General features: G+C 37.9%; 10 protein-coding genes and 1 riboswitch. Of the genes, 5 read left to right on the plus strand and 5 right to left on the minus strand.

The genetic code is table 11. The annotated features are described in order from the left end of the window. Nucleotides 1-236 precede the first annotated feature (236 nt). A complete protein-coding gene (locus tag J2R98_RS08635) occupies nucleotides 237-1,430 on the plus strand; it encodes a YncE family protein (protein ID WP_307068054.1) in 1,194 nt (397 codons plus the stop codon). 38 nt (nucleotides 1,431-1,468) lie between these two features. Here J2R98_RS08635 and J2R98_RS08640 read toward each other — a convergent pair whose 3' ends face one another. Both J2R98_RS08640 and dapA read right to left on the minus strand, forming a co-directional pair. Further along, nucleotides 1,469-4,669, minus strand: a complete 3,201-nt coding sequence (locus J2R98_RS08640) for a DEAD/DEAH box helicase (RefSeq protein ID WP_307068056.1) — start codon at nucleotides 4,667-4,669, stop codon at nucleotides 1,469-1,471. A gap of 147 nt (nucleotides 4,670-4,816) precedes the next feature. Next, entirely contained in the window at nucleotides 4,817-5,707 is an 891-nt protein-coding gene (dapA, locus tag J2R98_RS08645; RefSeq protein ID WP_307068057.1) for a 4-hydroxy-tetrahydrodipicolinate synthase, read from the minus strand. A gap of 114 nt (nucleotides 5,708-5,821) precedes the next feature. Next, nucleotides 5,822-6,001, minus strand: a riboswitch (Lysine riboswitch). A 203-nt stretch (nucleotides 6,002-6,204) separates the two neighbouring features. Here dapA and J2R98_RS08650 point away from each other — a divergent pair. Next, entirely contained in the window at nucleotides 6,205-6,984 is a 780-nt protein-coding gene (locus J2R98_RS08650; RefSeq protein WP_307068059.1) for a Cof-type HAD-IIB family hydrolase, read from the plus strand. 74 nt (nucleotides 6,985-7,058) lie between these two features. Here the strand turns inward: J2R98_RS08650 and J2R98_RS08655 are convergent, their stop codons facing one another. The 3 genes from J2R98_RS08655 to guaC form a co-directional block, all read right to left on the minus strand. Next, nucleotides 7,059-8,582, minus strand: a complete 1,524-nt coding sequence (locus J2R98_RS08655; RefSeq protein ID WP_307068061.1) for a glycine betaine uptake BCCT transporter — start codon at nucleotides 8,580-8,582, stop codon at nucleotides 7,059-7,061. A gap of 79 nt (nucleotides 8,583-8,661) precedes the next feature. Further along, nucleotides 8,662-9,804 carry a trans-sulfuration enzyme family protein gene (locus J2R98_RS08660; protein ID WP_307068063.1) on the minus strand — a complete coding sequence of 381 codons (1,143 nt, stop codon included), beginning with the start codon at nucleotides 9,802-9,804 and terminating at the stop codon, nucleotides 8,662-8,664. An 89-nt stretch (nucleotides 9,805-9,893) separates the two neighbouring features. Next, on the minus strand, nucleotides 9,894-10,877 hold the full coding sequence (gene guaC, locus J2R98_RS08665) for a GMP reductase (RefSeq protein WP_307068065.1): 984 nt from the start codon (nucleotides 10,875-10,877) through the stop codon (nucleotides 9,894-9,896). Between the two features lie 176 nt (nucleotides 10,878-11,053). Here guaC and J2R98_RS08670 point away from each other — a divergent pair, with 176 nt between their 5' ends. The 3 genes from J2R98_RS08670 to J2R98_RS08680 all read left to right on the plus strand — a co-directional run bounded on the left by J2R98_RS08670 (nucleotide 11,054) and on the right by J2R98_RS08680 (nucleotide 13,162). After that, the gene (locus tag J2R98_RS08670; RefSeq protein WP_307068067.1) at nucleotides 11,054-11,494 is read left to right on the plus strand and encodes a DUF2243 domain-containing protein; all 441 of its coding nucleotides are present in this window, start codon (nucleotides 11,054-11,056) and stop codon (nucleotides 11,492-11,494) included. A 5-nt stretch (nucleotides 11,495-11,499) separates the two neighbouring features. Further along, nucleotides 11,500-12,300: a cytochrome c oxidase assembly protein gene (locus J2R98_RS08675; protein ID WP_307068068.1), complete on the plus strand. Its 801-nt coding sequence runs from the start codon at nucleotides 11,500-11,502 to the stop codon at nucleotides 12,298-12,300. A 322-nt stretch (nucleotides 12,301-12,622) separates the two neighbouring features. Then, nucleotides 12,623-13,162, plus strand: a complete 540-nt coding sequence (locus J2R98_RS08680; protein WP_307068069.1) for a ribonuclease FAU-1 family protein — start codon at nucleotides 12,623-12,625, stop codon at nucleotides 13,160-13,162. The last annotated feature ends 12 nt before the right edge of the window (nucleotides 13,163-13,174 follow it).

The following is a 13,174-nucleotide window of genomic DNA, read 5'->3' on the forward strand; positions in this document are numbered from 1 at the left end:
AGCGCTCACGATTATTTATCAGCGTTCAAGCAGAGTTTATCAGCGCTCAGGCCGGACTTATCAGCGTTCAGAAAAATTTATCAGCGCTCGGCCAACTTTATCGGCGGAAAAAATCAATGAATGAAAAAAGTATATTCATTTTGTAGGAAACTTATTTTCGGTCTTACATACAATGTGTAAAGGGAATAATACCAAGTAAACAGGTAAGTTATTAAGGGATGGAAGGTGATTGAACGTTGAAAGGTTACAAGATTTGGTTTGGTTTAGTTTTAATTATGTTAATGACTGTTGCTGCATGTCAAAGTGATGAGCAAGAACCTGAAGAAGTCGACGAAGAAGTTACAGAAGAAGTTGAAGATGTAGAGGAATCAAAGTCGGAGGAAGAAGAACAAGAAGAGGCAACGACAGAAAATGAAGAGCGTCCGCAATATGAAGTATGGATTGCTGATCAAGGGACGAATGAAATTCATATTATTGATGGCGTTACTCACGAGATTATCGATATGATCGACTTTGGTGACGTTGGCGAGAAACCACACATGCTTGTATTTGATGAAGACGGTGATTATGGGTATTCAGCTAATATGGGGTCTGGTACGGTATCTGTAATTAGAGGAGAAGTTCGTGAAGTGGTAGCGACTCTTGAAACGGATGAAGGGGCGCACGCTGCAGTACCAACACCTGATGGAAGCCGTGTACTTGTAGCGAATACACCAGGTGAATCGATGTCGGAAATTTTAATTGATCATGACAATGGAGAATATGTTGTTGGGCGTCATCTTGAACTAACTGAAGTAGATTTGCTACAAGATGAAGAAGAGTTCCCGAATCATCGTCCAATTTGTTTAGAGTATACAGAAGATAGTAGTAAAGCCTATGTCACATTAGGTGGTGGCGGGTTGTTTATTATGGACGTTGAAGAGTTCGAGGTTGTGAAAGCCTTTGGAAAATCAGATATTGGTGCACATGGTTGTGGAACAATCCTATCTCCAGATGGAAAGCATATGTTTGCTAACTCCGGTTCAACTGAGTTAGCTGAGTATTATGTGTTCGATACGGAAACAGATGAGTTGATCTATACAGGGGAAACAGGTGGGATTGATGCCCATGGTGTTAGATTTACTCCAGATGGCGAGTATTTATGGATGCTTAATCGTGTTACTGATGATGCTTCAATTATCGATCCTGAAACATTTGAAGTTATTGAAATGGTTGACTTTGTAGGAGACGCCCCAGATCTACTCGTTTTCAGTCCAGATGGTAAGTATGCTTATATTTCGTTACGTGGTCCTGAACCAGCAACAGGAACGCATGATATGGCAGGAGATACACCAGGTGTTGCGATTATTGATGTTGAAAGTAAAGAAAAAGTTGGTTTAATCGAGTTAAGTGGTGACCCTCACGGTATTGATTTAAGAGTATTAGACTAAAATAAAACTCCTCAGCGGTTAATGCTGAGGAGTTTTTGTTAGACATTTAATAGTTCACGAATATCCTGTTCGCTAAGGCTTTGGAATGTCGTTTCGCCTGGTTGTATAATATTTTCGATTAACTCACGTTTACGTTGTTGTAAGGAGTGGATTTTCTCCTCAATTGTTCCTCTCGTAATGAGACGGAATACTTGGACGACGTTTTGTTGTCCCATACGGTGTGCTCGTCCTGCTGCTTGTTCTTCGACTGCAGGGTTCCACCATAAGTCATATAAGATGACGGTGTCTGCACCAGTTAAGTTGAGACCAGTTCCCCCAGCTTTTAACGAAATGAGGAAAATGTCTTTCTCGCCTTCATTGAATCGTTCAACCATTTCAACGCGATCTTTGGAAGGTGTTTGTCCGTCTAAATAAAAAGCGTCCTGATTTGATTCGAATAACTTGTTGTGAATAATCTTAAGCATGCTCGAAAATTGTGAGAAGATTAATATCCTCTTGCCACTTTCACGTGCCGTTTCGACCATTTCGAGTAATTGATTAAGTTTACCAGATTCTCCGTCATAATCTTCAATGAACAGTAAAGGGTGACAGCAAAGCTGGCGCAGTCGAGTTAACCCGGCAAGTATTTTCATCCGGTTCTTTTGAAACCCTTCTGTTGATAAAGCGTTAGCTGCTGCACCTTGAATTTTCTCTAAGTAACCGAGGTAAAGTTGTTTCTGTTTCGTTGTCAGTTCTGAATGTTGGACTGTTTCGATCTTATCGGGTAATTCGGTTAATACATCTTCTTTAATTCTTCTTAAAATGAACGGACGGCTCATTCTTGAAATTTGTTCTTCAGATAAGTTACGGAATTCTTTTTTCGCTGGGAAGAAGCCTGGTAAAATAACGTCAAATATCGACCAAAGCTCATCGAGTGAATTCTCAATTGGTGTCCCACTTAGTGCGAAGCGTTTTCTAGCTCGAATAGCTCTTACAGCTTTAGCTTGTTTCGTTAAGCTGTTTTTAATCGCTTGTGCTTCATCTAAAATTAGCGTTGAAAACTGCATCGATTGATAGTGCTCGATGTCCTGTCGAATTAAAGGATATGACGTAATAATCACGTCGTATTGATCGACATGTTTTAATACGGTTTCACGCTCTCCGACTGAACCGTGAACGACTTTAATGTTCATAGTTGGGGCAAACTTCTCAAATTCAGCTTGCCAGTTATAAACTAAAGAAGCAGGAGCAACAATGATCGCTGGTTGAACAGTAGCATTTTCTTCCTTCTCAGACTGAAGAAAAGCGATTGCTTGTAGCGTCTTACCTAATCCCATGTCATCGGCTAAAATGCCACCAAATTGATAACGGCTCAGCGATTTCAGCCATTGGAATCCGACTTTTTGATATTCACGCATGTCGGCATTTAGTGATAATGGAATAGTAGCTTCAAAGTTTTCAGGGTTTTTAATGTCTTGAATGAGCTTTTCAAATGCTTCGTTATACTTTCGTTTTAATCCTTGAGAGATCTCATCGATTTGTAGTCCACGATAGGCCGGAAGCTGTATTGTTCCTTCGTTAATGTCTTGTGTGTTTAATCGAAGCTCTTTTAACATGTGTGACATTTCGGCAAAAGAATCGTCCTGAAGTGGCACGTAAGATCCGTTCGGTAAGCGGTAAAAACGCTTCTTCTCAACGACAGATTGGATGATCTGACTAATTTCACTCTGGTCAATGTCACCAAGGTCAAAATCGACTTCTAAAAAGTTTTCGTTAGAGTCATATTCAACATTCACAGTTGGATACTCGATGTCCTCACGTAATAGGTTTCTAACAGGTTGAGTTGAATAAATTGCTATGGACTCATCTAGTTGAGGAAGAACATCATATAAAAACGTAAAAACTTCTTCTTCATCATCTAAATAAAGCTCTTGGCCGTTGAACTTAAAAGATGCATATTCAATTAAACTCATAATTTTATTTTCTTCAACGACATCACGGACTAAAATGTGATCATGATTTTCCTTTTGTATATGATCCGGTTGCATTGGATCAATGACGATATCATCATAATTGTAGCGAACGTTAGCCGTTAACCGATCTTCATCAAGGTCTAAATGCATCGTCGCTTGAAGAGGAGGGTTAATGATTGATTGCTGCACTTCTTGAGACATTTGTACATGACCGAGTTCTTCTAAGTTAGGGATGACATGTGAGATGAACGAATCGGCTTGTTGTTTTTTTATTGGAACTGATGCTTGCTTACTTCTGTATAAAAGCTTATACAAGTCGTTCATAATGTTCATTTGTTTGTTATTAAGCTTGAAGAAGGTTTCGTTTTCACGAATGATCCCATAATCTTTGAAGTATTGAGCATCATGAAAGTCATCTAAAGTTAATTCGTATTGCTCTTCATTTTGGTTTAATGAAAATTGGAATGGTGCACCATTTTCAACCCAATTGATCTTACCGTAATATTCGTTATTATATTCTAGCTGACAATGACAGTCCGCAAGTGCTCGTAGTAATTGTTGGGCGATTACAGGCGGAATAGTCATAGCTTTAGAACTTGGTGGTGTTTGCCACCTATTATCATAAAATACATCGTTACGGTACATTTCGAGTAATAAATTCACAGCTTGCTGGTCTTCTTCAGTAAACTGATGAATTTCTGGGTCATAGCTAAAGTTAGGTGTGAAATAGTGTTCTTTTTGCTCATCTACACTTTCTAAAAACTTTTTCAAGCTTTTGACGACATAGGTCCTTCCAACCCCTAACTTCATTTCTATTGACAACATTTGATCGTGTAACAACGGGTCATATGGTTTTAAAATGAATTCGACTTGCAATGTTTCTTTATTAGTTGAGTTTCCTTGAAGATGATTTGAAAGTAACTGAATCATTTCAGTTGAATAATCACGTTGTTCTTGAAAACTATTGTATCGTTTAAGACGGCTATGAATGTCGTCATAATGTGTGATTTCTGCTTCTAATTGATTTGAAATTTTAAGTAAAACAGCAACAGAATGTTTACATTGATTATATTGACTGTGAGCAGGGCAGTCACAAGAATAGGAAACTTGCGAAGAGTCAACTTTCACTTTTACATTATAAAGCTCACTTCCAAGAACTCTCGCTTGGTATTGATCAAGATCCTCATTATATTGCATATGAACAACTTTTCCTAGATTATAATAGACTAATCCTCTCTGATAGACTGTGGTAGAAAATAAGTCTTTTATCCAACGGTCCGTTAACATCAAACTATACCTCAATTCTATTGATCTTACTATTATGTATTCATTTCTATCATAACATTAGTAGTATTGACTTTATAACTGTTTCTCATAACAGACAAAATAAAAAAGAACAAGCGATCACATCACTTGTTCTTTTAAAAAGTTTTCCTAGCCTACGTCTTCTTGGCTTCTATACTCGTTAATTAATTGTGTTAGTGAAGCTCGTTCTGTATCGTTTAGAGGAATGAGTGGTAAACGAACACCGCCAACTAATACACCGATTTGGTTCAATGCTTCTTTGACGGGTGTTGGGCTTGGTGCTGAGAACATTGCATTCATAAACGGTACGATATAACCATGCATTCTAGAAGCAAATGCAACATCACCGTTGTGTAGTGCATTTAACATTTGTTGCATCTCATTGCCAATCACATGCGCTGATACTGATACAACACCTGTACCACCTACTGCAACTGTCGGTAATGTTTGACTGTCTTCACCTGTGTATAAAGTGAATTCAGGGGCAGTGTTGTTAATAATTGCAGTCACTTGGTCTAAGTCACCGCTTGCTTCTTTTACTGACACAATGTTTTCGATTTGTGATAGACGAATAATCGTATCTGGTGACATGCCAACAGCACTACGGCCTGGAATATTGTAAAGCATTACTGGTAAGTTAATGCTATTTGCGATTGTACTGAAGTGTTGGTACATACCTTCTTGGGATGGTTTGTTGTAATATGGTGTTACTAACATAGCCGCATCAACACCGATTGATTCTGCTTCTTTAGAAAGTTCGATTGATGCTCTAGTGTTATTAGAGCCAGTACCTGCAATAACTGGGACACGCCCGTTAACTTCATCAACTGTTAGACGGAATAAATGTAATTTTTCTTCATGTGTTAGTGTAGGCGATTCACCTGTTGTCCCTGCAACAACTAAACCATCTGATCCGTTTTGGATTAAATAGTTGATCAAACTTCTTGTTGCATCGTAATCGACATTACCATTTTGATCGAATGGCGTTACCATTGCTGTAATTACTTGACCAAAATTCATGATACACACACCCTTTTCAATAAAATTTGTAAATCGTTCACCTCTAGGTGTGGAGGACCAAAAAAGCAACAACGAGAGGGCTCGTTGTTGCTTAAGAACATCATGTAGTCCTAAGTCATAGATAGCCCTCCATATAGTCTCCTATATGACAGCTCTGCATCTTTTAAATATCAGAACCAGCTTCACGATTGTGAGAATCGTTAAAGCTTCGGCAAATTCCCCTTTTCATATGCTTCAAAAGAGCTCACTCTCTTCCACATATGTACTCATGGTTTTTGCTCCTCTATCCTTACTTTAAAAAGTTTTAAAATAAGAAAGGTTTTATTTAGTTACTTACAATGTACCAAAGTAGGTTTGAAAATACAAGCAAAAACCAAGAAAATATTAATAAATATAAAGAATTGTGAGTAAAAATTAACTTTGCTTTTAAGTTGGCATATTAAATAGCCTCATATATAATGATGGAGAATTTCATTATTTCGATGGAGGCATTAAATATGACAAACCAACATATCGTTTTCTTTGATATAGACGGTACCCTTTTAGACGAAGAGAAAAACTTACCACTTTCAGCTAAACAAGCAATCCAACAATTAAAAGACAACGGTCATGAAGTTGCAATTGCTACAGGTCGCGCGCCTTTTATGTATAAAGAATTAAGAGAAGAATTAGGCATTGATACATATGTTAGTTTCAATGGCCAGTATGTTGTATTAAATGGTGATGTGATTTATAAAAATCCGTTAGACCCTAAATCACTTGATAAGATGGTTCAAGAAACGAATGAAAACAATCATCCCGTAGTTTATATGGATCACATAGATATGAAGGCTAACGTACCTGAACATGATTACATTACTGAGAGCATTTCTTCTCTTAAAATAGATCAGTTTCCAACATATGACCCGGAGTATAAAAATCGTGAGCTTTATCAGGCACTCATCTTTTGTGAACAAGGTGAAGAAGAGGTGTATGAAAAGCAATTTGACAACTTTGATTTCATTCGTTGGCATGAGCTATCAACGGATGTCATTCCGGCTGGTGGGTCAAAAGCAGAGGGCATTGAAAAAATCATTGAACGTTTAAATATTCCTAAAGAGCGTGTTGCTACATTTGGCGATTCGTTAAATGACCTTGAAATGTTGTCGCAGTATCCTTTAGGAGTAGCGATGGGGAATGGTCATGAAAGAGCGAAAGAAGCTGCACATTTTGAGACTAACCGAGTCGATGAAGATGGTGTTAAGTATGGGCTGAAATTAGTTGGGTTAATAAAGTAGAAAAATGGCGTCTTCAATGAATTTTGAAGATGCATAACTAAAGGTCTAGAGCTTAACAAACTCTAGACCTCTTTTTATTTCTTTTTCTGGCTTTTGATTTCACCAATGCCAAGCTCTTTTCCTTCTTTATAAATCGCTTTAACGAAACTAATCACCATGAGTAACATAATGACTGAGAAAGGTAGAGCGGCGACGATCATCGTATTTTCTAGAGCTTGTAGACCGCCTGTGTAAAGTAATGCTAAAGCAGTTGACGATAATATGACGCCCCAGATGAGCTTAATTCTTCTCCCTGGATGGTGTGAACCATTCGTCGTCATCATACCTAATACATACGTACCTGAGTCAGCAGATGTAATGAAGAATGTACTAATTAAAATAATCGCAATGACTGATGCGATCATACCGAAAGGATTGTGAGAGAATAATCCAAACAGCATTTCTTCAGTAGCTAAGTTTGATAATGTATCAACACCTGTATGTTCAATTGAAATCGCTGAACCACCGAAAGTTGAAAACCATAAAAATCCGATCAGTGAAGGAATGATTAGAACGGTAAATACAAACTCTCTTATGCTTCGGCCACGAGATACCCTGGCGATAAAGATCCCAACAAATGGCGACCAAGCAATCCACCATGCCCAATAGAAAATGGTCCATGCGTCAATCCACTCGCGAACTTCTTCATTGAGTGGGGCTATGCGAAAGCTCATAGCTGGTAAGTTTTGAACATAACTTCCTAATGAGTTCGTAAACATATTCATAATAAATAGCGTAGGTCCGACTATAATCATAAACAAAAATAGAAGGACTGCTAATACCATGTTAACGTTACTCAAAATCTTAATCCCTTTAGCGAGGCCTGTCCATGCAGAAATCATAAACAGAATAGTAACGACCGTAATAATGATCAGTTGTAGCATAAAACCACTTGGGATATCGAGGAGATAGGCTAGACCTCCGTTAATTTGGACTGCTCCGAAACCGAGTGTCGTCGCTACTCCAATAACTGTTGCAATAACAGCTAAAATATCAATAACTTTACCAGCGCTACCTTCCATACTTTTTCGACCAAATAAAGGGTGAAGAGTAGCACTAATTAATCCAGTTCTGTCATGCCTAAAGCTGAAGTAAGCTAGTATCAATGCGACGATTCCGTATATTCCCCATGCATGAATTCCCCAGTGGAAAAACGTGTAATTCATTGCTTCTTTAACTGCTTGATCTGTTCCTAGTTCGCTAGCTGTAGGTGACATCAATGAGTAATGGTTAATTGGTTCAGCTGATCCCCAAAACACTAACCCAATCCCCATACCAGCACTGAACAGCATGGCAATCCAAGTCGGACGGCTGAATTCAGGCTTTTCGTCTTGCTTTCCGAGTCTAATTTTTCCTAAAGGTGTAATTAAAAACACTAAACAAACAATAGTAAAAAGAGTAACAGCAAGTAAGTAATACCAGCCAAACGCTTCAGTTATAAATGTTTGCACATTAGTTGTTATTTCTTCAAGTCCATTTGGCCAAAAGATACCTAAACCAACGAGTATTAACATAATGGCTAGAGATGCTATAAAAACAGTTGTCATTTTTTCGCGCATAAAAGATGTGCTCCTTTCTTCACGTATTGTTTGAAGAAAAGAGCACATATATTCCTAAACTTGGTTATGGTAAATAGTGTTATTTTGCATTATGGACGGCTTCTAGCAATTGATTAGTAATGTCTTGAGCTTCTTCAATACCTATTGAAATGCGTACGACGTATTGGTTCATACCAAGATTCTGTCGTTCTTCATCTGTTAAGGCGCGATGTGATGTAGCAATCGGATATGAAACAGTTGTTTCAACACCAGCAAGCGTTGGTACGATTTTGATCCAATCTAATGATTTGAAAAATGTATCCACATTAACGTGTTGTGCTAATTCAATCGTTACAATAGCCCCATGACCAAGATCTGAGACATTTTTAGGGTAATAAACGTGTTTGATTTCGTCTGATTTTTGTAGTTCTTCGGCTACAAATTTCGCATTTTCTGATTGCTGTTTCATTCTTAAAGCTAACGTTTTTAAACCGCGTTGGGTTAACCAAGCTTCAAATGGACTTAAATTAGTACCGAGACCAACGACTTTTTGATTGGCTTTATGAATTAATTCTTCATGTCCGACGACAACACCTGAAGTAACATCGCTATGACCGCCGATGTATTTCGTAGCACTATGGGCGACTAGATCAACTCCTTGTGTGTATGGTTGTAAAAGATACGGAGTCGCAAGTGTGTTATCGACCATTGTCTTTAAATTATGCTCTTTGGCTATGTTAACGAGTTGTTTAATGTTTTCTACACGTAAAAATGGGTTTGTGATCGATTCAGTATATAGAAGTTTCGTATTCGGTTGAATCGCTTGTTTAATCGCATCTTCAGAACTGAAATCAACAATCGTGTAGTCGATTCCAAAGCTAGATAACTGTTTTGTGATGAGTTGTTGCGTCCCGCCGTATAAGTCTTCAGCTGCCACGATGTGATCACCTGCTGCAACGACTGATAAAATACCAGCCATAATTGCAGAAATACCTGAAGATGAAGCAACACCCGCTGGAGCACCTTCTAACTGGGCAACAGCTTGTCCTAGTTCATTTGTATTTGGATTATTTTCTCTAGTGTATAAATAAGGGACGTCTCCGGCGTAGTAGCTTTCAACATGATCTAAATCTTTAAACGTAAAAGCAGATGTTTGATAGATCGGTGTCGATTTGGATTGGCCGACTTCTTGTTGTGAAATATTATTATGGACGATTTTTGTGTTAAATGATTGCTCTGTCATAATCGCGATGCTCCTTTGTACAAAGTGTATTTTTACTAGTATATAATAATCGGACAAAATAAAAAAGGTGAGATGAGCTCACCTTTTAATTATAATACTTTATCTCCATTAAAGATTGAATTTTTTACAATGACATAGTCAACTTGGCGAATGGAATCAAGTTGTTTGCCACCAGCGTAAGAAATGGCTGATTGTAGGTCTTGTTCCATTTCCGTTAAAGTATCTTGTAATGCCCCTTTATGTTCAACGTGCATTTTTTTACCTTCTACATTTTTCTTCTCGCCTTTTTGGAATTCTGAAGCGGAACCAAAATACTCTTTATAAAGCTTCCCGTCTTTTTCTACTGTTTGACCTGGTGATTCTTCATGGCCTGCAAATAACGAGCCGACCATAACCATTGATGCACCAAAACGGATCGACTTGGCTATATCTCCGTGTGTGCGAATTCCACCGTCAGCAATAATTGGTTTTGAAGCGGCTTTAGCACACCAACGAAGAGCCGCTAATTGCCAACCACCTGTTCCAAACCCAGTTTTAATCTTCGTAATACACACTTTACCTGGTCCAATACCAACTTTTGTAGCATCAGCACCTGCATTTTCTAACTCTCTTACAGCTTCTGGCGTGCCGACATTGCCAGCGATGACGAAACTTTTCGGTAAGTAATATTTAATGTGTTCGATCATGTTTATGACTAAATCCGAGTGTCCGTGTGCAATGTCAATGGTGATGTAATCAGGCACTAGTTGATCTTCAGATAGCTGTTTGACAAGGTCAAATTCATCTTCCTTAACGCCAACACTAATAGAAGATATAAGGTTTTGTTTTTGCATTTCTTTAATGAAATTCGTTCGAGTTTCAGGATTGAAACGATGCATGATATAAAAGTATCCATTTTGAGCTAAGTACGTCGCAATATTTTCATCGATAATCGTCTGCATATTGGCAGGTACGACTGGAAGCTTAAAGGAATGGTTACCGAATTGAACCGTTGTATCACATTCTGAACGGCTATTAACAATACATTTGTTTGGGATTAACTGTACGTCTTCATAATCAAACACATTTTCCATTGGGATCTCTCCTTGAATAACGAATATTATTTTTATTAAATATTTTATTGTTCGTATTACAATTGTAATTTACATGATTTTGTTAGTGATGTCAAAGTTAAATTAAGAAAAAGTGAATAATTGTTTGATGGATGGGCAAAATATATAGTTAAAAATGTGTTTAGGAGCGTTAGATTATGAAGAAAAGAAACATATGGTCAGGTTTATTGTTTGGAATTGGTGTTATGGGATTTTTTGATGAGTTAGTATTTCACCAACTTTTGCAGTGGCACCATTTTTATGATTGGTCAACGACAGAAGTAGGAATCTTTGCCGATGGTCTCTTTAACGCATTTGCGTGGTTTGCAACAATTGGCGGATTATTTTTGTTGGCTGATTTAAAACGTCAGAGAATTTTCCAACGAACGAGATGGTGGGGAGCTGTCAGTTTAGGAGCGGGATTATTTCAGCTATTTGATGGTATTGTATTACACAAGATTTTACGCGTTCACCAAATTCGTTATGTCGATAATTTAATTGTTTACGACCTAGTGTGGAACATTAGTTCAATAATATTGATCATTATTGGAGTTGTCCTATTGAGGAAAGCGACTAAACAAGAAGTAAAAGAAGGGTGATTTGAATGGAAGGACATATTCATCATTCAAGTTCGGTATTTGATGTGGGCGGGGTGTTGTCACAAGTTTTACTGGCGTTCCCTTTCGTTGTTGCTTTTGTTATTTATATTTATGCTTATCAAATCTCAAAAGAGAAAGGGCGAGACTGGCCAGTTTACCGTTTGGTCTTATTTGTTGTAGGGATTAGTTTTGCACTCGTTTCTGTCATAGGCCCTCTTGCTGTAAGAGTTCATATGGATTTTACTTATCATATGTTAGGTCACTTATTGCTAGGAATGTTAGCGCCTTTGTTAATTGTTTTATCGGCTCCGATGACGTTGGTTTTGCGTGCGTTATCTGTTGAAAATGCCAAAAGGCTGACGCGAATTTTGCGTTCAAAGGTTGTCGGCTTTTTTACTGACCCAATCGTTGCTTCGATTTTAAACATTGGTGGCCTCTGGGTTCTTTATCGTACGGAATTATATATGGCGATGCATGAGTCGTTGTTGCTTCACTTACTGATTCATATGCACGTGTTTTTAGCAGGCTACTTATTTACGATTTCACTCATTTATATTGACCCAGTCCCACATCGGAGAACATATATTTACCGAACGATTGTCTTTATTTTTGCTTTAGCCGGTCATGGCATTTTGTCTAAGCAATTATATGCCCACCCTCCAGCTGGTGTACCAACTAGTGAAGCCCAAAACGGCGGGATGTTGATGTACTATGGTGGAGATGTCATTGATGCGATTATTATTGTTATTTTATTTTATCAGTGGTATCAGTTAAGGGCGCCGCGACCGAGTTTGGTGGCTAATTAAGTGTGAGCGCTGATAAAATCTCGTGAACGCCGATAAATTTTCACGAGTGCTGATAAAATTTCGCAAGCGCTGATAAATAATTGTGAGCGCCAAAAAAGGTTATCGAGCGCCAAAAAAAGAATAGCGAGTGCCAAATAATTACTGTGAGCGCCAAAAAAAGGTTATCGAACGCCAAAATATTCTCTCAAGCGCCAAAAAAATTAGAGAGCACGGATAAAAATCTATAAGTAGCGCTCGTATTTTATTTAAGTTCAAGGAAATGAATTCCCTTTTGTCGAATAAGGTAGAGAGCGACTTTAAATAAAAGGGAGAGGTTACATAAGTGTTGAAAAGAAGGTATGCTGATCGCTCCGATTGGTCAAGAGTTAAAGATAGAGAATATACGCAATCATATATTAATGATGAACTTTTTAAAGGATATGTAACCTTGCTCAAAGTTAACGAAGTCACTGACCCGCTTGAAGTATCATATGGTAGTTATAATACTTGTATTGTTGATGACGGATATATTTGGCTACAGCAATTTCCAGAAGGACAGTACTACACAGTTACGACAATGTTCAATGCAAAGGGTGAAGTGGTTCAATGGTATATCGATTTATCGCTTGAGACTGGCTTAGAAAATAACATTCCTTACTATGATGATTTATTTTTAGATATAGTCGTTTTGCCTAATGGACAAGTATTTTTACTAGATGAGGAAGAACTGCAAGATGCTTTTGCTTACGGCACGATTGATGAAAGTTTGTACAATCTAGCAGGTCAAGAAGCTAATCGGTTACTTCGGATGATCGAGTTAGGTCAATTTAAGTTATTCAAATATACCGAGGTACATAAAGAAGAATTGTTGAAGAAGTTATGAGAAAAAGGGGAA

Source organism: Alkalibacillus filiformis (assembly GCF_030814115.1).
GTDB classification, from domain to species: domain Bacteria; phylum Bacillota; class Bacilli; order Bacillales; family Alkalibacillaceae; genus Alkalibacillus; species Alkalibacillus filiformis.